The 25542-nt window shown below is 59.0% G+C and carries 24 protein-coding genes; 6 read left to right on the top strand and 18 right to left on the bottom strand.

What is annotated here, in order from left to right:
• Positions 1-2 precede the first annotated feature (2 nt).
• On the top strand, positions 3-713 hold the full coding sequence (locus tag I9184_RS19345) for an SGNH/GDSL hydrolase family protein (RefSeq protein ID WP_209835463.1): 711 nt from the start codon (positions 3-5) through the stop codon (positions 711-713).
• Here the strand turns inward: I9184_RS19345 and rarD are convergent.
• From rarD to I9184_RS19280, 13 genes are all read right to left on the bottom strand, one after another.
• A complete protein-coding gene (gene rarD / locus I9184_RS19340; RefSeq protein ID WP_171119891.1) occupies positions 704-1609 on the bottom strand; it encodes an EamA family transporter RarD in 906 nt (301 codons plus the stop codon). The genes I9184_RS19345 and rarD overlap by 10 nt on opposite strands.
• A gap of 262 nt (positions 1610-1871) precedes the next feature.
• The gene (locus tag I9184_RS19335) at positions 1872-4325 is read right to left on the bottom strand and encodes an FAD-dependent oxidoreductase (RefSeq protein WP_209835462.1); all 2454 of its coding nucleotides are present in this window, start codon (positions 4323-4325) and stop codon (positions 1872-1874) included.
• Between the two features lie 89 nt (positions 4326-4414).
• On the bottom strand, positions 4415-5392 hold the full coding sequence (locus tag I9184_RS19330) for a helix-turn-helix domain-containing protein (protein WP_171724930.1): 978 nt from the start codon (positions 5390-5392) through the stop codon (positions 4415-4417).
• Between the two features lie 5 nt (positions 5393-5397).
• Positions 5398-6291 (bottom strand): homocysteine S-methyltransferase family protein, encoded by an 894-nt coding sequence (locus I9184_RS19325; protein ID WP_209835461.1) that lies wholly within the window; start codon positions 6289-6291, stop codon positions 5398-5400.
• Between the two features lie 11 nt (positions 6292-6302).
• Positions 6303-7349: an alcohol dehydrogenase family protein gene (locus I9184_RS19320; protein ID WP_171724945.1), complete on the bottom strand. Its 1047-nt coding sequence runs from the start codon at positions 7347-7349 to the stop codon at positions 6303-6305.
• A gap of 51 nt (positions 7350-7400) precedes the next feature.
• Positions 7401-7643 (bottom strand): hypothetical protein, encoded by a 243-nt coding sequence (locus I9184_RS19315; RefSeq protein WP_171637719.1) that lies wholly within the window; start codon positions 7641-7643, stop codon positions 7401-7403.
• Between the two features lie 16 nt (positions 7644-7659).
• Positions 7660-10107: an FAD-dependent oxidoreductase gene (locus I9184_RS19310; RefSeq protein WP_209835460.1), complete on the bottom strand. Its 2448-nt coding sequence runs from the start codon at positions 10105-10107 to the stop codon at positions 7660-7662.
• Between the two features lie 15 nt (positions 10108-10122).
• Positions 10123-10503, bottom strand: coding sequence for a GFA family protein (locus tag I9184_RS19305; protein WP_171724927.1), 381 nt, complete (start codon positions 10501-10503; stop codon positions 10123-10125).
• A gap of 4 nt (positions 10504-10507) precedes the next feature.
• Positions 10508-11131, bottom strand: coding sequence for a LysE family transporter (locus I9184_RS19300; protein ID WP_171724926.1), 624 nt, complete (start codon positions 11129-11131; stop codon positions 10508-10510).
• Positions 11131-11700: an XRE family transcriptional regulator gene (locus tag I9184_RS19295; RefSeq protein ID WP_171331727.1), complete on the bottom strand. Its 570-nt coding sequence runs from the start codon at positions 11698-11700 to the stop codon at positions 11131-11133. Before I9184_RS19295 ends, I9184_RS19300 begins: the two co-directional genes overlap by 1 nt.
• 333 nt (positions 11701-12033) lie before the next feature.
• The gene (locus I9184_RS19290; RefSeq protein WP_209835459.1) at positions 12034-12783 is read right to left on the bottom strand and encodes a hypothetical protein; all 750 of its coding nucleotides are present in this window, start codon (positions 12781-12783) and stop codon (positions 12034-12036) included.
• 141 nt (positions 12784-12924) lie between these two features.
• Positions 12925-13380: a GAF domain-containing protein gene (locus I9184_RS19285; RefSeq protein ID WP_209835458.1), complete on the bottom strand. Its 456-nt coding sequence runs from the start codon at positions 13378-13380 to the stop codon at positions 12925-12927.
• A 72-nt stretch (positions 13381-13452) separates the two neighbouring features.
• A complete protein-coding gene (locus I9184_RS19280; protein ID WP_171724924.1) occupies positions 13453-14625 on the bottom strand; it encodes an acetyl-CoA C-acyltransferase in 1173 nt (390 codons plus the stop codon).
• A gap of 102 nt (positions 14626-14727) precedes the next feature.
• Between I9184_RS19280 and I9184_RS19275 the strand changes: the two genes are divergently transcribed.
• The 3 genes from I9184_RS19275 (at position 14728) to ggt (ending at position 17331) form a co-directional block, all read left to right on the top strand.
• Positions 14728-15066 (top strand): STAS domain-containing protein, encoded by a 339-nt coding sequence (locus I9184_RS19275; RefSeq protein ID WP_171637735.1) that lies wholly within the window; start codon positions 14728-14730, stop codon positions 15064-15066.
• 21 nt (positions 15067-15087) lie between these two features.
• Positions 15088-15537 (top strand): ATP-binding protein, encoded by a 450-nt coding sequence (locus tag I9184_RS19270; RefSeq protein ID WP_171637737.1) that lies wholly within the window; start codon positions 15088-15090, stop codon positions 15535-15537.
• Positions 15538-15753: 216 nt separating this feature from the next.
• The gene (gene ggt / locus I9184_RS19265; RefSeq protein ID WP_209835457.1) at positions 15754-17331 is read left to right on the top strand and encodes a gamma-glutamyltransferase; all 1578 of its coding nucleotides are present in this window, start codon (positions 15754-15756) and stop codon (positions 17329-17331) included.
• Between the two features lie 35 nt (positions 17332-17366).
• Here the strand turns inward: ggt and hspQ are convergent, their stop codons facing one another.
• A complete protein-coding gene (gene hspQ / locus I9184_RS19260) occupies positions 17367-17693 on the bottom strand; it encodes a heat shock protein HspQ (RefSeq protein ID WP_050604943.1) in 327 nt (108 codons plus the stop codon).
• An 80-nt stretch (positions 17694-17773) separates the two neighbouring features.
• Here hspQ and I9184_RS19255 point away from each other — a divergent pair, with 80 nt between their 5' ends.
• Entirely contained in the window at positions 17774-18655 is an 882-nt protein-coding gene (locus I9184_RS19255; RefSeq protein ID WP_209835456.1) for an AEC family transporter, read from the top strand.
• A 60-nt stretch (positions 18656-18715) separates the two neighbouring features.
• On the top strand, positions 18716-19297 hold the full coding sequence (locus I9184_RS19250; protein WP_152459251.1) for a lytic transglycosylase: 582 nt from the start codon (positions 18716-18718) through the stop codon (positions 19295-19297).
• 14 nt (positions 19298-19311) lie between these two features.
• On the opposite strand, the gene I9184_RS19245 is transcribed toward I9184_RS19250, so the two are convergent.
• The 4 genes from I9184_RS19245 to I9184_RS19230 all read right to left on the bottom strand — a co-directional run bounded on the left by I9184_RS19245 (position 19312) and on the right by I9184_RS19230 (position 25502).
• Positions 19312-19908, bottom strand: a complete 597-nt coding sequence (locus tag I9184_RS19245; RefSeq protein ID WP_170345603.1) for an outer membrane lipoprotein carrier protein LolA — start codon at positions 19906-19908, stop codon at positions 19312-19314.
• 39 nt (positions 19909-19947) lie between these two features.
• Complete coding sequence (locus I9184_RS19240; protein WP_209835455.1) at positions 19948-22869, bottom strand: DNA translocase FtsK; 2922 nt, start codon at positions 22867-22869, stop codon at positions 19948-19950.
• Between the two features lie 14 nt (positions 22870-22883).
• Complete coding sequence (locus tag I9184_RS19235) at positions 22884-24065, bottom strand: aminotransferase class I/II-fold pyridoxal phosphate-dependent enzyme (RefSeq protein WP_209835454.1); 1182 nt, start codon at positions 24063-24065, stop codon at positions 22884-22886.
• Positions 24066-24173: 108 nt separating this feature from the next.
• Positions 24174-25502, bottom strand: a complete 1329-nt coding sequence (locus I9184_RS19230) for an amidase family protein (protein ID WP_209835453.1) — start codon at positions 25500-25502, stop codon at positions 24174-24176.
• Between the last annotated feature and the right edge of the window lie 40 nt (positions 25503-25542).

Here is a 25542-nt window from a genome sequence, read left to right as displayed (position 1 = left end):
CAATGGCTCGTTCCCTAGCTGCCGATCAGATTTTGCGGGTTCCGTTGCTTCCGGTGCTTGCCACGCAGGGGCTATCGGTGCGAAGGAACGCGCAGTCGCTGCCGGAACCGACTGGCCCGCGAGAAGGCCGCACAGGGCACGGGCCACGTCTGCGGCTTTTGATCACCGGTGACAGCTCGGCTGCCGGAGTGGGCGCAGGCACGCAAGATCAGGCGTTATCCGGTCATCTGGTCAACCGTCTGGCCGGCCACTATGCGGTCGAATGGCGGCTGAAAGCGACAACCGGGCACACCACCCAGGACACGATCGACCGCCTGTCGCAAATGGACGGCGAGTTCGATGCTGTCGTTACGGCACTCGGAGTCAATGATGTCACCCGTGCCGTAACACGCCAGCAATTTGCGCGCCGTCAGACCCGCCTTATCCGCTTGCTTTCAGAAAACCTGGGGGCTCGTCGCATCGTCGTAACCGCTGTCCCGCAGATGAACAGGTTTCCGGCCCTACCACAGCCGCTGGCCTGGGTGCTTGGATGCCAGGCCGCGCGCCTGGATCAGGGGTTGCAAGAGGTTGCGGCTGCATTTCCGCATGTTCAACATCTGCCACTCGACCTGCCGGACGACCCGGCATTGGCTGCACCGGATGGCTACCATCCCAGCCCACGGGCGTATGCGCTCTGGGCGGATGCAGCCGCGCGTATGTTGCTTCAGGCCTGACCGCGCGCCTGCCGGATCATAGGGATCGAGTAAACGACCAGAGCCGCCCAGATCAGTGGGAACGCGATCATCCGGCCCGTGTCTATCTTCTCGCCGAACAGGGTTATCGCTGTAATGAAGATCATGGTCGGCGCGATGTATTGCAGGATGCCCATCGTGGACAGACGCACCAGTTTGGCGCCATTTGCATAAACCAGCAATGGCACCGCCGTCACGACCCCTGCACAGGACAACAACAAGGTGTCCGACATCGCGACACCGAAATGACCAGTGCCCCGCACACCCAGAAACGTGACATAGACCAGCGCCGGGATCAAAAGGATCAGGACCTCAAGCAGGAAACCCTGGTTCGGCCCAATCGGCAGCGAGCGCTTGAAGAACGCGTAGAATCCCCAACTGATCATCAACCCAAGAGCCGCCCAAGGCAAACGACCGGCTTCCACCACAAGTACCACCACACCCAGCGCGGCCAATCCGACCGCGAACAGTTGTGTCCGTGTCAGGGGTTCTCTCAACAGGATTGCCCCCAGCGCGATACTGAATAGGGGGTTGATGTAATACCCCAACGCCGCATCCAGTGCGTTGCCCGTGGAAATGGCCCATACGTAAATCGCCCAGTTCACGGAAATAAGCGCAGCGGTCAAAGCGGCCATACCCAACATCTTCGGATTGCCAAGCGCGGCCTTCAGATCCCGGGTTCGGCCCAGGACAACCAACAACAACCCGGCCACAGGCACTGACCAGATAACACGGTGCGCCACAACCTCGACCGCGCCCATATGATCCAGCGCTTTCATGTACAGAGGCAAGAACCCCCACAGGACATAGGCCGTGACTGCCAGCGCAAGCCCTTTTGGTGTGTCCGTGTTCTGTGAAGGTAGAAGCGTGTCTGCCACATCGGGTCTCCGGTTGATACCGGTTCGGTTTAAGGCAGAAATGAACGGGTTGAAAACTCTGAAAACAGTGAAGTGTCACATAACAATGTTTGATGAGTTGTCAGACCACGCTTTTCAGGTGAGGTCTGAAATGCGAGGCTCTGCCTCGCGCTCCGGGATATTTGTGGCCAGATGAACAAGGGACCCGCTCTTCATCTGGCCGAAAATATCCCGGGGGAGTCGCCGAAGGCGGCGGGGGCAGCGCCCCCACCAAAACCCGTGGTCACACCTTCACCCGTTCGGATTTCGGATCATACATCGGCTTGAGCGACGCTTCGGCTTTGACCTTCACGCCACACACATCGATCTCGTAGCTCGAGGCCAGCACGTCGGCAGCCTTTTCCCCCTCGCAAGGCACATAGCCCATGCCAATCGCGCCTCCCAGCGTGTGGCCATAGTTGCCCGAGCTGAGATAGCCCACATACTCGCCATCGCGGATGATCGGTTCATTGTGGAACAGCAGCGGCTCGGGATCGGTCAGGCGGAATTGCACCAGGCGCGATTTCGGCCCGCTTTCCTTGCGAGCGATCACCGCCTCGCGACCGATGAAGTCGCAGCCCTTGTCCACCTTGACGGCAAAGCCCAGCCCGGCATCCACCACGTGATCTTCGCAGGTGATGTCATGGCCGAAATGGCGGAAACCCTTTTCGATCCGGCAGCTGTCCATCATGTGCATGCCGCAAAGCTTCAACCCCATGTCCTGCCCCGCCTCGTGCAGCGTTTCAAAGACGTGGCCCGCCATATCGGACGAGACGTAGATCTCCCAACCCAGCTCGCCCACATAAGTGACGCGGTGGGCGCGGGCGAGGCCCATACCGATCTCGATCTCCTGCGCGGTGCCGAAGGGGTTTGCCGCGTTCGAGAAATCGTTGGGCGAGACTTTCGCCAGCAAGGCCCGCGCATTCGGACCCATCACCGCCAGAACGCCTTCACCCGCCGTGACATCGGTGATGACCACGTTGAAGTTTCCCGAATGACGCATCATCCACGTCTGGTCCGCCAGGCGCGTCGCCGCCGGAGTGACCACCAGATAGGCGGTCTCGGACAGGCGGGTCACGGTGACATCCGCCTCGATCCCGCCGGAACGGTTCAGAAACTGCGTGTAGACGATCTTGCCATTGGGCACCGCATAATCGCCGCCACCGATATAGTTCATGAACTTCTCGACATCGGGGCCCTCGACCCGGATCTTGCCGAAGGAGGACATGTCATACATGCCCACGTTCTCGCGCACCGCGCGGTGTTCGGTGGCCGAGTTCTCGAACCAGTTCTGACGCTTCCAGCTGTAGCTGTATTCGCGTTCCTGCCCTTCGTTGGCGAACCAGTTGGCGCGCTCCCACCCGGCCAGTTCGCCGAACACGGCACCGTGTTCATTCAGGTGGTGATGGAATGGCGTCCGGCGCACGCCCCGCGCCGTGGCTTTCTGGCGATAGGGATAGTGATCAGCGTAGAGCAATCCCAACGTTTCTTTTGAGCGTTCATAAAGGTATTTCTTATTGCCCTGAAACGGCTGCATCCGACCGATATCCACATCGCCCAGGTCAAAGGGTTTTTCACCGGCATCCATCCACTCGGCCAGCGACATGCCCGCGCCACCGGCGGACTGGATACCGATCGAGTTGAACCCGGCCGCGACCCAGACATTGTCCATCTCGGGTGCCAGACCCAAGTGATAGGCGTCGTCGGGAGTAAAGGATTCGGGGCCGTTGAAGAAGGTGTGAATACCCGCCTCGGACAGCATTGGCATCCGGTTGCACGCCGCTTCGAGGATCGGTTCGAAGTGGTCGAAATCCTCGGGCAGTTGGTCGAACTCGAAGCTGTCGGGAATACCGTTCATGGCCCAGGGTTTGGCATTGGGCTCGAATGCGCCCAACATCATTTTGCCCGCATCTTCCTTGTAGTAGGCGCATTCATCTGGCACCCGCAGAACCGGCATCTGGCTCAACCCTTCAATGGGTTCAGAGACGATGTAGAAATGTTCGCAGGCGTGCAGCGGCACATTCACGCCGGCCATCTTGCCAACCTCGCGCCCCCACATTCCCGCGCAATTGACAACCATATCACAGGCGATATGCCCTTGGGATTGCCCGTCATCACTGACCCAGTCGACACCGGTCGCGCGCCTTCCGTGCCGGGAAATCCCGGTCACCTTCACCCGTTCCTTGATCACCCCACCGCGTTGACGCGCACCCTTGGCCAAAGCCAAGGCAATATTAGCAGGATCTGCCTGGCCATCGGTTGGCAACCAAACGCCACCTGCCACGCCGTCGAGGTTGATATGCTCATATCGCTCTTTGACTTCGGTCGGAGAAAGCTCTTCGACCGGCACGCCAAAGGCGCGGGCCATTGCCGCATTTCGGTGAAGCTCCTCCAACCGCTCACTGGTCAGGGCGACCGAAACGGACCCGACCTGACGTAGGCCGGTGGCGACACCGGTCTCTTCCTCAAGGCCCAGATAGAGCTCTGCGGAATAACGCGCCAGTTTGGTCATGTTGGAAGACGCGCGCAGTTGCCCGATCAGGCCCGCCGCGTGCCAGGTGGTGCCACTGGTCAGTTGCTTGCGTTCTAGCAGAACAACATCGGTCCAGCCCTTCTTGGTCAAATGATATGCAACCGAGCATCCGATGACGCCACCGCCGATGATGACCACTCGGGCCTTGCTGGGAAGATCAACCATCCTGAAATCTCCGCTGTGTCAGGTTTGGCACAGATTGCCATGAAAGATCGACGACAAATGCATCAAAAGCGTCACAGAATCCGCAGTTTTCACCGATGTGATGCGGCTCGCTTTTGCCGGCGTACGACAAAGGGCGTGACCCCGAAGAAGCTTTTGTACACGGACGAAAACCCGTTCGGAAAACCACAGGCCAATCCAATTTCGCGTACGCTCATCGTGGTGTTCAGCAACAGGTTATTTGCCTTGGCCAGTCGCATTTCCCGGTAGAATCCGTTGGGAGTGGTTCCAAAAAAGGTTTTGAACTTGCGCTCGAGGGACCGGTTCGACAGGTGCAGCGATTCGACGATCTGATTGATAGGCAGGGGGTCTTCGATATTGGCCTGCATGAGCTTTATGCACTGATCCAGCTTCGAATCGCCGGTCGCCGTCAACTTGGCGCCCGAAAATGGCTGCATCGAAGCGAAATCGCGGATGTTCTCATGCAGCATGATGTCGGCCACGGTCATCTTCGCAGGCCCCGAGATATGGCGCCCGATCACCGCCAAGGCGATATCCGTCGTGGCCTCCATCCCGGCACATGTCACAACCGCGCCCTGTTCGGTTGCGATCGACAGCTTGGCTTCGAACCGGGCACCGCGTTCCCGCAGGAACGATGCGTTTTCCCAATGGGTTGCCAAGTCGGCTGTTCCCTGCTCGTCGATATAGCGGCTGGCGGCTTCGGCCAGCAGGAACACCTTGGCGTCCCGGAAGGTATAGTCCGACACCACCCGCCCCAACGACAAATCCGGATGGTCCGGGTCTGAATTGCCGATTACGAACAGGTAATCCGCCCTTGGCTGTGACGGCACCGCTTCTGTTTGAACCACGGCGTCACTGCTGCTGGCAATCGGGCCACCTTTGAGCGAGCGATAGGTGAAGGAGAACGGAGGGCTTGGGCATACGCGGTTGGCCAGCCTCAATACCTCTACCAACGACGCCAGCTCCAACAGCACGAAACCCGGCGCGACAAGGATGTCGAAATGCCGGATGGCCTGCTTTGGAGCGTCCGAAGTAGATTTTGCCGCCATTTTTTTCAAACGATGTTATGACCGGCGGCCCGCAACCGGTTCGCCAGTTCTTCGATATGATCCGGCCCGATTTCGCAGCACCCGCCAACAATCGTTGCCCCCTGATTGATCCACCGCATCACCTGATCCGCATAAGCCCTGGGGCCAAGGTCATGCCGTTCTTGCAGGGAATCCACGGTCGGCGCATCCTGAAGGAAATCATCCGTAATATGCGTGAAGCCATTGGCGTAGGCCCCGTAAGGCCGGTTCATGCCGGACAGAACCTCGAGCGCCGCCGGGATCGCCTCGGGGCGCGAACAGTTGATTAACACGGCATCGGGCGAAAACTCCTCCATCAACGGTGCAATGTCCGCCAACGGTTCGCCGGACCTGAGAAGGCTGCCATCGTCATCATTGACCGACAGGGACAGCCAAACCGGTTTTCCGCATCCGACCGTGCCACGCAATGCGCCCTCGGCCTCTTGCACCGAGGACACGGTTTCGATCAAAAACAGATCGACCCGCGCGGCCATCATGGCCACAAGTTCAGCGAACTTTTCAGCCGCATCCGCAGGGTCCGGGTTAAGGTCGGGGCGATAAGAAGCGAGCAATGGCCCCAGTGCACCCGCAATCCGCCCCCCGGTTGCCGAGCGGGCACGTTCGGACTGCGTCAAGGCAGTGTCGATCAGGCTGGGCATCTGATCCTCCATCCCCACCCGCACCAGGCGAGAGCGATGGACGGCATAAGTATTGGTTGTCGCGACCGTCGCACCCCGGCTGAAATAGTCGCGGTGCACTTCCGCAACCAAATCGGGGTGATCGATCATCACGCGCGTCGACCACAGCGGTGTCGCCCGGTCGCCACTGCGTTTTACCAGTTCCTGCCCGATAGAGCCGTCCAAAAGAGTGATATCCGCCATGTCATTACTCCTCAGGGCACCAATACCAGTTTTCCCGGAAGAGTCTTTGACTGAAAATCAGCCTGTGCAATACCAATATCCTTCAACGGATAGGTCCGGGAAACCAGTGGCTTGATCCGTCCGGTATTCACCAGTTCGACAAGACGGGCAAAGACTTCGGGCGCCTGGTGCGTGCACCCATGTATGGTGATGTCGCGCAGATATATGTCCCGCAGATCAGCTTCGACAATCGGGCCTGCTATTGCCCCCGAAACGGCATAGTGCCCGCCGGATTTCAGGGAAAGGATCAGCGACGGCCAGGCCGGGCCACCCACAACATCGATCACCACATCGAACTTATCCTGCGGCAGCGGGTCGTTCCGGTCAAACGTATTCTCGGCCCCCTGGGATTTCACGATCTCGGCTTTCGTGCCCGCTGTTACAGCCCAAACCGACGCCCCGCGCAGGGCGGCCAGTTGCACCGCCGCCAGCCCGACGCCACCCGAGGCGCCGGTGATCAGCACATTGTGCCCGGCAGTCACGCCTGCGCGGGTCAGCAGGTTTTCCGCCGTCCCGAAGGCGCAAGGAATGGCGGCGATTTCCACGTCCGAAAGGGGCGAGGCGCTGACGTCATAGAGATCATCGGCTTCAACCAGACAATACTGGGCAAAGGCCCCATCGATTTCGGATCCAAGCGCAATGAAGCCCTGCGGGTTTCCCGGGCGCGGACGCGGCAGGTTTATCGGACAGGTCACGCGCTGCCCGGGTTTGAAGGCAACACCCGGCCCAACCTGTTCCACGATGCCACAAAGATCTCCGCCCTGAATGCGGGGAAAGTGCAATGCACCGCCCCAACCGCCCGCTTCGACCTTCTGATCAACGGCATCCGTCGCACCGGTGACGCCCGAGGAATACCAACCGACCCGTGTGTTGATATCCGTGTTGTTCACACCTGCGGCAGCGACCCGAACAAGAACTTGCCCTGCCCCGGGTTCAGGAGCCGGAATATCATCACGCCATTCCAGAACCTCGGGTCCACCGTGATCGGTCAGGTAAACGCCCGACATGGTATTGGGAATCGTCATCTCAGACCTCATCATCCGAATGTTTCGGACTGTGGCTCGTGATCCTCAGCCCACATCAACGCGATCCACATCAACAAGGAAACCAACCCCGCCTTCCGGACAACAGAATGTCCCGGCATGGCTGTCGTGGCGATGAAGGCCAAGTGCGAAGCTGGCCTTCACGTTGTCTTCCATCAGTGTGTAGGCTCCGCCCGTGTCCTGACCGGAAACTTTCACGAAGGTATGGTCGTTTTCCCAGTCATAGTTGGGACCTTCACCAGGTCCCATCTTGGAATATCGCGGGCGCATGGGGGCCTCCTGTTTGTCAGGCGCGCAGCCGCTCGTTTGCGGGATCCCACAGCGGCTGATCCTCCTGTACCACGGCGCGGCACTTCTGGCCGTAGATTTCAACCTCGAGCTCGGTACCGGGGTTTGCAAGTTCTGACTTGATCATGCCCAGCGCGATGGATTTGCCGACGCGGTAACCCCATGCGCCGGAAGTGGTCTCGCCCACGATCTGATCGCCCTGCCAGATGCACGACATGTAAGGCGCATCGCAATCACCTGCGTCGACAGTCAGGGTGACGAACGACTTTTTCACACCCTGCTGCTTTTCGTTCAGGATTGCAGCCTTTCCGGGGAAGTCCTGTGGCTTGTCCAGTTTGACAAACCGCTCCAAACCCGCTTCCAGCAGCGAGTAGTCGGTGCTCAGATCACCCTTCCATGCGCGATAGCCCTTTTCGATGCGCAGGCTGTTCAGTGCATACATGCCGAACGGCTTGGCCCCGGCGGCAAGGATCGCGTCATAGATCGCGGGCATGTGCTCGTTCAGCGCGTGCACCTCCCAGCCCAGTTCGCCAGCAAAGGACACGCGGATCAGGTGGGCGGGTTGCCCGGCCACGGTGGCGGCCTGATGGGTCAGCCAGCCCAACGAAAGGTCGGCATCGGTCAGACCCGACAGGATCTCGCGCGATTTGGGTCCTGTCACGATCAGGGTGTCGCGGGTGGTGGTCACGTCCTCGACGGTGACGCCCGCGGGCATCGTGTTCATCAGGATGTCGCGGTCGTGCCATTGCGCGGTGGCGGCGGTGATCATCACGAACTCATCCTCGCCCAGGCGCATGCAGGACATCTCGGTCAGGATGCGGCCGCGGTCGTCAGCGATGTAGACCAGGTTGATCCGCCCCACTTTGGGCAGGCCGCCGGTGACCAGCCCGCGCAGCGTCTCGGCCGCGCCTTCGCCTTTGACGACGAAGCGCGAGAAGCCCGGCAGGTCGAGCACGCCGCAATGGTCGCGCACAGCTTCGCATTCTTCCTTGATCCGTTGCTCCCACGGGCCCGAGCGGCCCCAGGTGTGGGTGCTTTCCTCGGAGGTATCGTCCCCCGGCTGCGCAAACCAGTTGGCGCGTTCCCAGCCATTGTAGGCCCCCATGACACCGCCCAGTTCCTTGACCTTGGCATGTACCGGCGACAGCTTCTTGTCGCGTGCGGCGGGCCATTCGTGATAGGGGAAGTGCATGGCGTATTCGTTGCCATAGACCTCCATACCCTTTTGGTTGCAGTAGTCCTGATCGGTGTAGTCGGTATAGCGGCGCGGATCGACGGCCCACATATCCCATTCGGTGGCGCCATCCACGATCCATTCGGCCAGTACCTTGCCCGCGCCTCCGCCTTGGGCGATGCCGAAGGTGAAGGTATGCGCCTCAAACGCGTTCTTGACGCCGGGCATCGGGCCGATCAGCGGCAGGCCATCGGGCGCATAGGGGATCGGCCCGTTGATCACGCGCCCCACGCCCGAGGTCGCCATCAGCGGCACCCGCTCCATCGCATCGGCGACAATGTCCTCGATCCGGTCCAGATCGTCGTTCCACAGCTGGAACGAGAAATCTTCGGGCATCTGGTCGTCCTCGGTCATCCAGTGCCCCTTGCAGTTGGGCTCGTAGGGGCCGAGGTTGAAGCCGTTCTTCTCCTGCCGCAGGTAGTAGGAGATATCCACGTCGCGCAGCAGCGGCAGCTTGCCGCCGCTTTCCTTCGACCAGGCCTCGATTTCGGGGATTTCCTCGGTCAGCAGGTACTGGTGGCTCATGACCATCGCGGGTACGGTGCGGCCACCATAGGGCTTGAACCATTCACCCACACGCTGGGCATAGTAGCCCGCGGCGTTGACGACATAGTCGCAGCCTATATCGCCCTTTTCGGTATGGACGGTCCAGGTGCCGTCGCCATGCTGGGTGACGCCAGTTGCCGGACAGAAGCGGATGATCTTCTGGCCCATGTCACGCGCGCCCTTGGCCAGCGCCTGCGTCAGTTGTGCCGGGTCGATGTCACCGTCGGTCGGGTCATACAGAACACCCTCAAGATCATGAGTTTCCAGGAAAGGGTAGCGTTCCTTGGCTTGCTCCGGCGTCCACATCTCCATCGGAATTCCCTGATAGCGGCCCATTGACATGGCCCGCTGGAACTCCTGCATCCGTTCCTTGCTGTGCGCCAGACGGATCGACCCCGAAACATGGTAGTTCATCGGATAGTCGACCTCTTCGCCCAGACGCGAATACAGTTCGGTCGAATAGCGCTGCATGTTCATGATCGCCCACGAGGTCGAGAAGGTCGGAACGTTACCGGCCGCGTGCCAGGTCGAGCCTGCGGTCAGTTCGTTCTTTTCCAGCAGAACGCAGTCGGTCCAGCCTTTCTTGGCCAGATGATACAGCGAGGAAGCCCCCACCACACCGCCACCGATAATGACCACGCGTGCTTTTGTCGGAAAATCACTCATGAGTTTTGGTCCCTGTTACTGTGCCCGTTGGGGCAGATCGTCCGTGATGTCGTAATAGTCGCCCTTGTCAGCCACAAAGATGTGCCTCGAGAGCTTTTGGCCCGTGGGCGCATCGAACGCGCCCATGGCAATCGAAATCGTGTCCTCTTCGGTATGTTGCCAGAAGAGGAATGAACCGCATTTGCTGCAAAACCCGCGCCGTGCGATGTCTGATGCACGGAACCACTTCAGCGTGTCGCGGGCCGAGAAACTCAGGTTGTCCTGATGGGTCGTGGTCGAGGCCCAGACGTGGCCGGATTGCTTTCGACACTGCCCGCAATGGCAGGCTGAAGGCGGAGAAAGGTCTCCGTCGATGGTGAAAGCAACTGAACCGCAAAGGCAGGACCCTCTGTACATAAGACTACCCCCTTGCCGCAGGCGCGGTGCTGGTTCCCAACAACACGCCGTAGATTATGAAACAGGCCGCCATCACCCGGCGCACCCAGATGTTGAATACTGCGCCTAGTGCCGCCTTGCCCATCAAAGCGCCCAAAACGGTAAAACCGGTATAGCTGAGCGTTGTGATTAATAGTGCGGTTGGCATAATCACGACCATCTGCTGCCAGATCGGCACGTCCGGCTGCACGAATTGCGAAAACGCGGCCAGATAGCCCGCGACGCTTTTTGGGTTGATCGTGGCCACTGCCAGCGCGTGCAGATAAACGTGCCGGGCCGGGCGTTCCGAGACCGGAGCGGGCTTGCCGGCATTCATCCATCCCCGCAGGCCCAACCAGATCAGAAAGCCCGCACCGACCAACTTGGCCACGAAAAACCCGGTCGGAGAAGCCGCAATCAGGGCTGTGACGCCCAGCGCGGACAGGATCAAAAACATGCTAGCCTGCGTCAGTATGGCCAATACACCCATCATGGCCTTTGGAAACGGCAGGCTCATCCCGTTCGAGATGCAGTTGACCGCGTTAGGCCCCGGTGTGGTGACGAATACCACCCAGAACAGCGCGAAAATGGACCACGCCTCGAATGACATCAGTACACCGGCGGAGCAATGACCCAGATGGCCACTGCAGGCTCTTCATAGGGGTTGGCCCATTGATAAGGTTCATGTTTGATCCGAAAACTGTCGCCCGGCCCCACCAGGAATTCACGCGACCCGATCGTCAGATTCAATCGACCTGAAATCATATAGCCCACTTCCTGAGTCGGGCGGTTGGCCGGTGTCTGCATCCGTGAATTTGGCTCGAAAGTGGAATGCACCATTTCGAAATCATCGGTCAGATCCGGCGACAGCAACTCTTCGATCAGCCCTTCTTCGCCCGACCCCATCGGGCGACGCGACCCGGCGCGCACAACGTAGCCCAATTCGTTCGCAGGGGCGGCTGAATGCGCAAACAGCATCGACATTGGCACGCCGAGGCATTCGGCAATCTGGCGCAGGTCCGAGATTGAAGGCTCGGACAAATCGCGCTCGACCTGGCTCAACCAACCGACAGAGCGATCCAGCCGAGTTGCGATCTCGGTCAGGGTCAACCCTCGGGCCTTGCGCAAGGCCCTCAGGTCAGCACCAAGGGTCGCGCTTTGGGGGGCTTGGCTGTTCACAGGCCGCTCCGAATCTTGTGAAATTCTTCCTTCGTTTTTCACGATGAAGCAAGCCGGTGAAATTTCCAAGCGTTTTTTCACGCCCGGTTTAAATGGGGTTTCGATCATCATCGTGTGCGAAAGACAGAATTGAGGAGCAGAAGGCGCACAGGCCCCTGAAACACCAGAAAAACCGCAGGGGCGCAGCAGCCGGATTTCAGTGTTTGCCGTACAAGGGCTTCATTTCAAAAAGACAGCACATATCGTTGCCCCGTCGTGCTGCGGCGACATGGGAAACCCTTCGCGACAGAAACAGATCTGGAAAAGCCTGGATCGTGCAAAGCCCGCCCGGCCTTAGAATTGAAGACCGGCAAAAACCTTCACTTCATCCAACACATGTTGAGGCCAACGACGGGTGAAACTGTCGGCGATCGTTTCGCGCTTTTCCGGCTCAAGCCCGGCAAGCAAGCTGGGAAAGCGGCGGCGATTTCTGGGCAGCGTCCACATTTCGATACCATTTTCGAAACAGTAACGGGCAAAACGCACATCGACGAACTTCTCGCTGCCTTCCATGTATTCCAGTGTCGGGAACAGCGACCCGGACACCATGACGGTTCCGGTTCCCAGCTGGTGCACCCTGGTCGAGTAGGTCAGCCGTTGGTTCATACGCAACAACGTGCGCTGCCGTATCGACTTGGGCGTCGGGTTTGTGAACGTCGTGGCATGATAGCCGAAGACACGCTTTTCCAGTCCGACGCCCCGCGCCCGGCGTATGGTCTGACGGACATAGTTGTCCGCATATTCGATATCATCGTCGACCAGAAAAACGGTATCTGCCGGATCCGGTTGGAAAAAGAACTTGCCGACATCCTTGTAATCCCGGTCGGGGATCACGGCGGTGACGTTGTCGAACTCACCCAGAAAATCGGGAACTTCCTGATATTCGTTCAGGCAGATGAAAACTCTGTCGACCTGATGCGCGATGCTTGCCACCGAATGGGGCAATACGCCGATGCGATCCGGGAATGTCGCCATATGGGCGCGTCTGATCCCTTTTCGAGGCGCTTCATCCGCGACCGTCGGATTGATGTCAGACTCTTGCATCCCTGAGAAACACCCCAAAACGAAACTTCGCTATGGATTCTGATAGGAGATCGCTTCGAAGCCTGCAAGATGAAGTCAGCCGGGCCCTTCATTCGCCCGGGAATCCCTTGGGTTGATGCACATCCGCAACGACCGCAGCGGTCAGTGCCCGGCAAACACTGCGGTCAAAATGCCTTCCAGATTTTGCGCATCCTGTTGCGTGAAAGCATCCGGCTGGTCGCTGTCAATGTCAAAAACGGCGATGACTTGTCCCGACGAATCCCGCACGGGCAGAACCAGTTCGGACCGGGTTGAGCTGGCGCAGGCGATGTGACCCGGAAACGCATCGACATCCGGCACCAGTTGCGTTTCGCCCGTTCTTGCGGCGGCACCGCAGACGCCCCGTTCGAACGGGATGACCAAACAACCATGCCCACCCTGATAAGGGCCAATCTTCAGAACGCCCGGTTCGGTGACACGATAAAACCCGGTCCAGTCGAAACGATCGTCGGAATGGTGAACCTCGCAGGCGACAGTCGCCATAAGAGCAACCTGGTCCGTTTCGCTTTCGGTCAGGGCCGCGATGGTTTTGGCAAGCGTTTCATAATCGGCAGTCATTGATTGCAACCCCTTCGGATGGTCGGGGGCACGGCCCCCGAACCCCCGGAGTATTTGGAAAAAGATGAAGGGTCAAACGCGTTCGATGGCAATGGCCGTGCCTTCCCCCCCGCCAATGCAGATCGCCGCGACGCCCCGTTTGAGGTTACGTTTTTCCAGCGCATTCAACAACGTAACGATGATGCGGGCACCCGAGGCACCGATGGGATGGCCTAGGGCGCAGGCGCCGCCATTCACATTCACCTTGTCTCGTGGCAAGCCCATTTCGTGCATGAAAGCCATCGGCACAACCGCGAAGGCCTCGTTCACTTCCCACAGGTCGACGTCATCCTTGCTCCAGCCAATACGTGACAAGAGCTTCTGCGCCGCCGGAACCGGAGCCGTCGTGAAAAGGCCGGGGGCCTGAGCATGACTCGCATGCCCCAAAATCCGGGCCCGAACCGTCATGCCCCGCGCTTCGGCGGTTTCTGCCGACGCAAGAACCAGCGCCGCCGCGCCGTCCGAAATCGAAGACGAGTTGGCGGCCGTCACCGTACCGTCCTTGCGGAACGCAGGCTTCAGCGTCGGGATCTTCTCGGGGCGGGCGGATTTTGGCTGCTCATCTGTCTCCAGCAGAATTTCACCTTTGCGCGTCCGGACGGTAACGGGTGTGATTTCCTGATCGAATGCGCCATTTTCCTGCGCAGACAGCGCGTTGGACAAAGATTGCAGCGCGTATTCATCCTGTGCTTCACGGGTGAACTGATACGCCTCGGCACAGTCTTCGGCGAAAGTCCCCATCAGGCGGCCTTTGTCATAGGCATCTTCAAGGCCGTCGAGGAACATGTGATCAACCACCTGACCGTGGCCAATGCGGGCACCGCCGCGCATCTTGGGAAGAAGATAGGGCGCGTTGGTCATGCTTTCCATGCCGCCCGCAACCATCGTATCTGCATGACCCAATGCAATTTGGTCGAAGGACATCATAGCGGCCTTCATCCCCGAACCGCACATTTTGTTCAGCGTCGTGGCGGGTACCTCTTCGCCCAATCCCGCCGCGAATCCGGCCTGCCGCGCAGGTGCCTGGCCCTGCCCCGCCGGCAAAACGCAGCCCATCAGCACTTCGTCGACCGTCTGCACCCCTGCCTGCTGCAAAGCCGCGCGGATTGCTTCGCCCCCGAGGTCAGCCGCAGCAACACCGTCAAACATGCCCTGAAACCCGCCCATCGGTGTACGGGCAGCCCCTGCTATAACAACGTCTCTCATCCGGGTTTTCCTCCTGCTTTCGGGCTCTTGAATACCGAATGGTAAGAATTGCCGTCTAGCGTATTTCTACGACTCAATTTCAGTTTGGAAGGCGGCAGGATCATGGGGCTGACCAGCAAGACAACCGGCGAAACTCAGATCATCACCGTTCATGCCGACCGGATCGATGCTGCAATGGCCATTCAGTTCAAGGAAGACATGCGCACCAATACCGAGGACAGCGCTCATCGCGTTGTGCTGGATCTGTCCGATGTCGAGTTCATTGACTCCAGCGGTCTGGGTGCAATCGTTGCTTCAATGAAACAGCTGGGAAAAGACCGGAGGCTTGATCTGGCCGGGTTGCAGCCAGTGGTCGAAAAAGTCTTTCGCCTGACACGCATGGATACGGTTTTCAGACTTTTTGAAACTCTGGATGACGCGTTGTCAGAGACAGACGCCTGACGGCAGCAGGGGATAGATGGCGTGGAGCCGATTGAAAACAAGACCTGCCTGGAATTGACCTTCCCTGCGACGGAATCAGAGGCCAGCGAGGGCATTGCAAAGCTTAGCGTCGGTCTGGCGGAACGGGGATTGCCCCCGCATAAAGCCGGCGATGTGAAGATTGCTTTGGCTGAAGCCATCAACAACGTCGTGGAACACGCTTACAATGGCATCGCCGCGGCCAAGGTTCAGGTCACCTGCCGGCTAGACAGGGATCTTCTGGACATCTTGATCTCGGATACGGGGCGCCCGCTGCCTGGATACCGACTTCCGGATGGCACCCCTGCTCCGATGGGAACGGATCTACAGGACCTCCCCGAAGGTGGGTTCGGCTGGTTCCTGATCCATCGCCTCACCAGTGATATCCGGTACGAGCGGCGCGGTGGATGCAATCGTCTGTCCCTGCGGTTTGATTTTGAACCCAACGGGTGATCGACCACAATTGGTCACAATAAGGTCATTTTCGAAACATTGTCGCGCCGCAAACAACCACCATACAGTGACTCGTAGCTCAGATAGCTTCCCTCGGCGCCACATATCACAGCCCCCACCCAGTGAATGGCGCCGAGGAACTTCCCATCCTGAAATCGCTGGACAATCGCTGATCAGTGAATAGCTTTCTCTTGTTCTAACGAGAGAGAATTCGCCATGCGTGATCTGCATAATCCGGGCCGATCCGAAGTTTTTGCCACGCAAGGCATGTGCGCAACGTCGCATCCGCTGGCGGCCAAAGTGGCCATCGATACCTTGGGCCAGGGCGGCAACGCGATGGATGCCGCGATTGCCGGGGCTGTTCTTTTGGGGATTTGCGAACCACAGATGACCGGATTGGGCGGCGATTGCTTCGTTCTGTTCAATCGTGCCGGCGAAAGCAGGATACGCGCGCTCAACGGATCGGGCCGCGCACCGGCTGCCGCGCAGTCCCAGATGTTGCGCGATCAGGGCTTGTCATCCGTACCTTTGGGCGTGCCGGATGCCGTGACCATTCCCGGAGCCGTCGATGCCTTTTGCCACCTGGCCCAGACCGAGGGTCGCCTGGGGTTGGGCGCGATTTTGAAACCGGCGATTCATTATGCTGAAGCGGGTGTTCCGGTGGCTCCTCGGGTCGCTTTCGATTGGAAATCAGGTGCCGCAACACTTCAGGGCGCCGCCCGCGACCACTATCTGATTGACGGGCAAGCCCCGTCGATCGGGCAGGTTTTCCGTGCGCCGGGACAGGCGAAGGTATTGCGCCAGATCGCGGCCCACGGGCGCGACGCGTTCTATTCAGGTGAAATCGCCGATGATATGATCACCGCGCTTTCGGAAAGGGGTGGTGTCCATTCCGCTGAGGACTTTCATCACACAAGATGTACTGAAACGCAGCCGATACATGGGGCCTACAAAGGTGTGGATCTGGTGGAACATCCGCCGAACGGCCAGGGCGCAACCGCGATTTTGCTACTGAATATCCTCAAGCATTTTGACATGGCCTCGATGGATCCATTCGGAGCGGAGCGTATTCATATCGAAGCCGAGGCCACCAAACTGGCCTATGACGCTCGAAACCGGTTCATCGCGGATCCCGACCACATGGCAAGAGTAGAGCGCTTTCTGGATCCGGATATCGCTGCCAGACTGGCTGCTTTGATCGATCCCCAAAAGGCGATGCCTGCTGCGGCGCCTCTGACCGAAGCGGTTCACAAGGACACGGTTTACATCACCGTCGTCGACCGCGACCAAATGGCTGTTTCGTTGATCTATTCGATCTTTCACAGCTTTGGATCCGGTATCGCGTCGGGAAAATACGGCATATTGCTGCAAAACCGCGGGGCAGGATTCACATTGCAGCCCGGCCACCCCAACGAACTGGGCGGCGGCAAACGCCCGATGCACACGATCATTCCGGGAATGTTGGCGCAGAACGGTCGGGTCACGATGCCATTTGGTGTCATGGGCGGCGCCTATCAGCCAACCGGACACGCGCGCTTCGTGTCAAATCTTGTCGATTTCGGGCTTGGGTTGCAGGAAAGCATCGATGCGCCACGCGCCTTCTTTGACGGATCGGTTCTGAAACTGGAGCGTGGCTACAGCGACGAGATCGCGAAACAATTGTCCGATATCGGCCATAATATTGAGATGCCGGAAACACCACTTGGCGGAGCGCAAGCGATCCGAATCCGAAAAGACGGTGTTTTGGAGGGTGCCAGCGACCCACGCAAGGATGGCTGCGCCCTTGGATACTGATCTGCGGCAGACTTACGCCCGCCGGTTCGGCGCACTTAGTTCAGGTGGAAATGCAGGGGGTATGCACCATCTTCGAACGGTCCGAACATATTGGGAATATCCGGGTGCTCGACCGGTTCGCCTGAATAGTCTGCAACCAGATTTTGTTCTGAAACATAAGCAACATAGAAGGATTGGTCGTTCTCGGCCAGCAGATGGTAGAACGGTTGCTCTTTCCTTGGGCGGCTGTCTTCCGGAATGGCCTGATACCATTCTTCGGTATTCGAAAACTCGGGATCCACGTCAAAAATCACCCCTCGAAAAGGGTGTTTCTTGTGACGAACCACCTGGCCCAAGCCGTATTTTGCACGTGTCTTTAGCATTGTATCAGCCCCCAACGCTTTTTTTACCCGTTTCCGGGCGGAAAAGCCAATCATTGATGTGAAAATCAGGGAAACAGTCTGTGAACCTTATACTGACAGTGTTCGAAATCGTGGCGCCGGTTTTTCTATTGGCGGCTGTTGGTTTTACATGGGTTAAGCTGGGTTTCGAATACCGCCTGCAATTCGTCACCCGCTTTGCAACGATGCTGGCAATGCCCAGTCTGATCTTTGTTGCCCTGATGCAAACCGAGATCCCGGGCAATGATCTGTCGCGCTTCACAATGGCGACACTGCTCGCAAATCTGCTGCTGGTGGTTGTGTTCTGGCTGATCGTTCGAGGGCTGAGACTGGACCCGCGAACATATCTGTCGCCTTTGGTCTTCGGCAATACCGGAAATCTGGGCCTGCCGCTGTGCATCTTTGCCTTTGGTCAGATTGGTCTGGGATATGCTGTTGTCTTTCTGTCAGTTACCGCATTGTTTTCTTTCACTTACGGGATTTATCTGGTCGCCGGGAAAGGGGCGTGGGGACAGGTTGCGCGCCAACCAATGGCTTGGGCGACGATCCTTGGCGCAGTGTTTTTGTGGCAGGGGTGGCAGACGCCGACATTTCTGACCAACACGCTGGAGCTTTTGGGGCAAATGGCCGTCCCGCTGATGTTGGTCACGTTGGGTGTGGCAATCGCCCGCCTGACTTCGCACAGCCTGGGGCGGGCGCTGTGGCTGTCAGCGCTGAAACTGGCGGTGTGCTTTACGCTGGGATGGGGAATCGGACGATGGTTTGATTTGGATACGATCGCATTTGGCGTTCTGGTTCTTCAAATCTGTACGCCGGTTGCCGTAACCTCTTACCTGTTGGCCGAACGGTTTGGGGCCGATTCCGACGCCGTCGCCGGCATGGTCATGGTGTCCACCGTGCTTTCCGTTGCGGCGTTACCGGCTATTCTGGCTATCATTTTATAGCGATTGTGATTTCCTAAGCGCTCAATCTGCGCTAGAATACACAAAAAAGGCACGAGGCACATGAGCAGAATTCTTTTCGTACTCCTGGGGGTGCTGCTTCTGGCATCCTGTGGGGGCGGCTCTAAACAGCCGCCCAGCAGATTAAACGATGCGTGCAGTATTGCGCGTGAAAAACCCGACTATATCAAAGCCTTCAAGAACACCGAGCGCAAATGGGGCGTTCCGGTTCACGTTCAGATGGCGACCATCTATCAGGAAAGCCGGTACAGGCATGATGCGCGCACTCCGCATAGATATGTATTGGGCGTCATCCCAATGGGCCGTCAAAGCAGCGCTTACGGCTATGGTCAGGCACTGGACGGCACGTGGGAACAATATCAGCGCGAAACAGGAAAACGTCGGGCCAAGCGCGATCGCATCCGCGACGCCTCGGATTTTATCGGCTGGTACATGAACAAAAGCTACGAGCGTAACGGTATCCACCCGGCAGATACGCGCAATCAGTACCTAGCCTATCACGAAGGCCATACAGGCTACGCCCGTGGCAGCTACAACAGCAAATCCTGGTTGTTGAACGTTGCCAATGACGTGGACGCACGCGCACAACTATATCAGGCACAGTTGGCGAACTGCCGGTATTGATACGTACAAGCGGGTCAGCGATTGCCTGACCCGCTTCTCTTTTTGTCCGAGAACAGCTTCTGATCAAGGCGACCGCCTTCATTCAGGGCGCCCAGCAATACCGTCGTCTGGCTGCCCGCATTGTCGTGAATCACCCACTTGCGCAGCTCGACCGGATTGTCCGTGAACATCAGTTCGATCCGACCCGCTTCGGGGTTCTTGGGATCCTGCGCGGTGACGACGGTGGCCGTGCCGTCAAAGCTGTGACCTACAACCATATTTGCCTGGCTCAGGTTCACGTTTCGCGCCAGCACGATGGACAGTGGTGTGCGCTTAAGCGGGTATTGCTCGGGCGGCTGGTTCGATTTCGGATCAAAGATCTGAACACTACCGGATCTTGCCAGCACCACGGCACTGTTGGGCGGGTCATATTCAAACCGCATCTTGCCGGGGCGCTGCATCCACAGCTTGCCGGTGCTCAGCGAGCCATCGTCATTCACCTGGGTGAATGTTGTCTGAACCGTCTTCAACCCGTTCAGGTAATTGGAAATCTGCGAGAGCGGCAGCTTCTCCGCCGCCCATGCGGCGGGTGCGGCCAGTGTCAAAGCAAGGGCAAAAGCAATCTGTTTCATGCCGTACAGATAGGTCTTCTGCCCTTGTTATTAAATATCCTATTGCTCGGGGACGAGGATTTCGCGTTTCCCGACATGATTTGCTGACGAAACAACACCTTCGTCTTCCATTTGCTCAACAAGCCGTGCAGCTTTGTTGTAGCCAATGGCAAGTTTTCGCTGAATATACGAGGTCGAGCATTTGCGATCCTTGATCACGATTGCCACCGCCTGATCGTACAACGCGTCCTCTCCGTTCGTATTGCCGCCAGTGTTCAGGCCCAAAACGGCATCGATATTGTCAGCCTTTTCTTCGGCCGGACCGTCGACAACACCGCCAATGTAGTCCGGTGGACCAAACTGTTTCAGGTGGTTGACGACTTCCTCGACCTCTTCATCCGAGACAAAGGGCCCGTGGCAGCGGGTAATCTTGGCACCGCCAGCCATGTAAAGCATGTCGCCCTGCCCCAGCAGCTGTTCGGCCCCCATTTCACCCAGAATGGTGCGGCTGTCGACTTTCGACGTCACCTGGAAGGAAATCCGCGTTGGGAAGTTCGCCTTGATCGTACCGGTGATCACGTCGACCGAGGGGCGCTGTGTGGCCATGATCAGGTGAATGCCCGAGGCCCGCGCCATCTGTGCCAGACGCTGGATGCAGGCTTCGATTTCCTTTCCCGCCACCATCATCAGGTCGGCCATCTCATCGACGATGACAACGATATAGGGCATCGCTTCGGGCGCGAATTCTTCAGTCTCGAACGTTGGTTCACCGGTTTCATCGTCAAACCCGGTTTGCACCGTGCGGCTGAACATCTCGCCTTTGGCCAACGCATCCTTCACCCGGCCGTTATAGCCTGCGATGTTGCGGACGCCCATTTTGGACATCTTGCGATAGCGATCTTCCATCTCGCCCACGACCCATTTCAGGGCGACCACCGCCTTTTTCGGGTCGGTCACAACAGGCGACAGCAGATGCGGGATACCGTCGTAGACCGACAGTTCCAACATTTTCGGGTCGATCATGATCAGGCGGCATTCGTCCGGTGTCAGCTTGTACAGCAGTGACAGGATCATCGTGTTGATCGCCACTGATTTACCCGAACCCGTGGTTCCCGCAATCAGCAAGTGCGGCATCTTCGCCAGGTTCGCCACGACGGACTCGCCGCCGATATCCTTGCCCAAGGCCAACGGCAGTGCCTGGTTGCCATCGCCGAAATCACGGCTGGCCAGGATTTCGCGCAGAACCACCATTTCGCGATTTTCGTTCGGTAGTTCGATACCGATAACCGAACGGCCCGGTAGGGTCGAAACCCGCGCCGACAGGGCCGACATCGAACGTGCGATGTCATCGGCCAGGCCGATCACGCGGCTTGCCTTCAGCCCCGGAGCGGGCTCCAGTTCGTACATGGTGACGACCGGGCCCGGGCGAACGCTGACGATCTCACCCTTCACGCCGTAATCATCCAGCACGTTTTCCAGCATCCGCGCGTTTTCTTCCAAGGCTTCATCGCTCAGATGGTGGCGCTGAATGCTGGCCGGATTCGACAAAAGGCCCAGAGGTGGCAGTTCGAAGTCCGAGTGCCGCTCTTCAAAGGATAGTGCAGGCTGTGCCTCGGCCTGTGCGCGGCGAGACGGTTGCGGTGTACGGCGTACCGGTTGCGCGACCACGGGCTTGCGCGGTTCGGCTACCGGGATTTTCATCGCCGGGCGCGGTTGCAAAACAGCTTCTTCGACATCCTCGAATACCTCATCCTCCACATCCGGCTCGGGCGCATAGGGGGTCTGCATAGGCGCGGGCGCGTTTTCAACCGGCGTGGATTCTTGCCACTCTGGCTTATCACCCGCTGTTACGGGTGGCTCGGGCGGCAGTCCTGCTGCTGTCACCGGCGGTTCCGCCGGCAAGCCATCGGGCTGGCTTGTGTTCAGGATCAGCGGCCCCGGGCGGCGGCCACGGCCTTTGGTCAGCGGAAGGTTCGGGTCGGGTTCGGGCGTCAACTCACCTGTGGCCACTTTGCGATTGCGCACAGCAGCCGAGATTTTCGAACGGATGCGATCCTCGCCCGGCATTTCGTCGAAACCCGCGATTGGTTCCGGATCGACCAGCTCTGGCTCGGGCATGGGATCGGGGCGCCGGATAAGTGACGGCATGCGCGCCAACAGACCGGACTTGACCGGAGGTTCGGGACTTTCCAGTTCGGGTTCTTCAAAGATTGGATCGGCATAAGCCAGATCATCCTCGAACACGGCTTCGGCCTCTGCGGTTCGCGCAAGTTTGCGCTCTTCCCATTGCGCGCGGCGATCTCGTGCTGCCTGCGCAGCCGAGGCTGCACCACGGCCCATCAGGGTCATCAGCATGTCATATGCCATCACCAGACCCAGCAAGAAGGCGCGGAAACCCCGCTTGACATCGATTTTGGTGAAACCCAGCACAAAAATACCCAGCGCAATCATCCCGACCGCCATGGCCAGCGACATCAGCTTCACCAGAAAATGCGACGAAATCGGCAACAGCGTCAGCAATGCGCCCATGACCGTATCGCCGAACAAACCGCCCAGACCATAGCTGTGGGTCGCGCGCCAGCCTGCATCAGGAACGAGGGTCGCGGCATACACCGAGACGACGGCGATCCAGATCGGGGCAAAAATCAGACGCGCAATGGCGCGATCTTCCCCGAAATGGCCCGCAAACCGAAAACCCCAACCAATCAGAACCATTGCGATGCCCCAGCTTCCCCAGCCGACGATCATGAACAAGGGTGCGGCGATCGAGGCCCCAATCCGCCCCATCCAGTTCTGCACCGGCGCGTCGGTGGACACCATCCAGTTGGGATCATCGGGCGTGTAGGACCAGATCATCGCGGCCGCTGCCAAACCCAGCAGGATCAGGGCGATGCCAATCAACTCCTTGCTGCGTCGCTCCAGGGCTGCCTGCGTTGTGCTGTCCAGCAATGGATCGCGGTTGCGCGCGTTATATGATGCCATTTTGCCCTCGTACCTCACGAATAGATGCAGTCGCGGAGTGTGATCAGACCACGCTGCAACTCTGTTTTTGGGGCCACCAATGCAGCCCGGATAAATCCTTCGCCCGGGTTCTTTCCCGGATCGCCTTGTGAAAGATATGCGCCCGGCAGGACCCGGACACCGGTTTCCTTCCAGACTTTCAATGCGGTGTCTTCACCATTCTCGACCGGCAGCCACAGAAAGAAACCGGCCTCTGGCGCCATATAGCCCTGCACGCCTGCGAATACCTCATCCGCAATGGCGTATTTTTCCTGATACAGCGCGCGGTTTTCGCGAACGTGGTCCTCATCCGCCCAAACCTTTGCTGCGGCGGCTTGCAAGGGCAGAGGCAGAGGCGACCCGGCATAGGTGCGCAGCTGCTTGACCTGTTTGATCGTCTTTGGACCACCGGCGATAAACCCCGACCGCAAACCGGCCAGATTCGAACGTTTAGAAAGTGAGTTGAACAGCGTGATCCGTTCAGGATCAGCGCCCAGTTCCTGCGCGACAGTCAGAATACCTGTCGGGGCTTCTTCACGGTAAATCTCGGAATAACACTCATCCGCAAAAATACGGAAATCGTACTGCTCGGCCAGACGGATCAGGTCGGCCCAATACTCGCGCGAGGCAACGGCCCCCTGCGGATTGGCGGGTGAACAGATATAGGCCACGGCGGTGCGGTTCAGCACGTCCGCAGGCAGGCCGGCATAGTCCGGCAGATGGCCCGTCGCGGCGGTGGCGGGCACAAAATAAGGCTGCGCGCCCACCGACAGCGAGGCGACCATGTAGACCTGATAAAACGGGTTCGGGCACAGGATGATCGGCTGCTGACCGTTCTTCTGTTCCGGGCACAAAGCCATGGCCGCGTTGTATAGCCCCTCGCGCGTTCCGTTCAGCGCCATCACGTTGGCATCAGGGTCCATCTGAACCCCATATCGCCGTTTGATCCAATCCGTGATCGCCGTGCGCAGGTCATCCGACCCTTCGTTCGGGGGATACCCTTGGAACCCGGCGGCGTTTTCCAAGATGACATCCGTCACCCAAGCCGGAAAATCATGTGTCGGCGCACCAATGGTCATGTGAACGACATCACCGCCCGGCTGGTGGTGATCCAACAGGGCGCGCAGACGCGGGAATGCATAAGCCGGTAGGTTCGAAAACCGCTCGGGGAAATCCATAATACTGCCTCAATATCGGGGTCATTGGCGCCCCGTTTTTTTGGCAGATTACAGCCCGGGTCCCTCTTCGTCCAGACAAAGAGGTTCCGAATCAGGGGATTGTGGCATTCAGGCCAGCACCGTTTCCGCTGCCGAACCCAGCCGCAACAACGCCTCTTCCGAGCCGGGATAGCCCAGCATCATCAACCCGCAGCCGGGAGTTCCGGTGGGCAGGCTCAGCGCCGCCAGCCCCATCAGGTTGCCAATCCGCGTGTTCCGCAGGGCCAGAAGATTCTCGGTTACGTAATAGTCATGATCGCTGAGCAAGCGCTCCAGATTGGGCGGCAAAATCGGCGCTGTCGGTGCCAGAACCGCATCAAACCCGGCGGTTGCCGCGTCCCAGGCGCTGCGGCATGCCTTGAGTTTGGCCCAGGCCGCCACATAGTCGGGGCCCGAATAACCCATGCCAATGCGGAAGCGTTCGAGAATCTCGGGATACATTGCCTCGGGATTGGCTTCGATGACATCGCGCCACAGCCCATAGGCCTCGGTCGTGTATACGATGCTGGTCAACGTCATGGCCTCGTTCAACTCGGGCACTTCCAACGGCACGATCTCGGCCCCCGCGTCGGCAAGTTTGGCCACGGCTTCGTCATATGCTTTGCGCGGTGTGTCGCGCAGGTCGTCCTTGGCAATGTTCTGCAAATCGGCAAAACGGCGCCCTTTCAGCGAAGCACCACGCAGATCGGCAGGTGTTCCCCCCTCGAGCAGAGCCAGCACATGCGCCGCGTCCTCGACCGAACGCGCCACAGGTCCAACCGTGTCGAAACGCAGGCACAGCGGCACCACACCTTCCAGGCTGAGCCGTCCCGCAGTGGTTTTCAGCCCCACCAGATCATTCCAAGCCGCCGGGATACGCACCGAACCACCCGTGTCCGAGCCGATGCCACACGCCGCCAACCCCCACGCGACCGAGGCCGCCGCCCCCGAAGACGACCCTCCGGGCACTGCTGCCTCGTCATGAATGCAGGGCGGGGTTTCGGTGATCGGATTCAACCCGAGGCCGGAAAAGGCCAGCTCGCTCATATGTGTTTTACCCAGGCAAACGGTGCCCATCTGAGTCGCATTGCGCAGCACCAGCGCATCCGCATCCGGCACGCGATCCTTCAACAAAGCCGAACCCGCCTCGGTCTCGGTGCCGGTGGTGTCGAACAGGTCTTTCCAACTGATCGGGACGCCATCCAGCAGCGACCGGCGCAGGCCCAGTTGCGCGCGTTGCCGAGCGGCTTCCGCTTCGGCCCGGGCGCGGTCGTGGGTGACGCGGGCATAGATGCGGTCCCGATGCGGATGAGCGTCAATAGCGGACAGGTAGGTTTCCGTCAGTTCGACCGGATCGATCTGCCCCATGCCAATGCCACGGCCCAAATCACACGCGGTCATTGTCAACCAATCCTGCATCTCATCCCTCCTGGTTTTTCGGCTGTGGGTGACGGTAGCG

Source organism: Ruegeria sp. HKCCE3926 (assembly GCF_017872515.1).
Lineage (GTDB): Bacteria > Pseudomonadota > Alphaproteobacteria > Rhodobacterales > Rhodobacteraceae > Ruegeria.
This window is presented reverse-complemented; position numbering and strand designations above follow the sequence as displayed.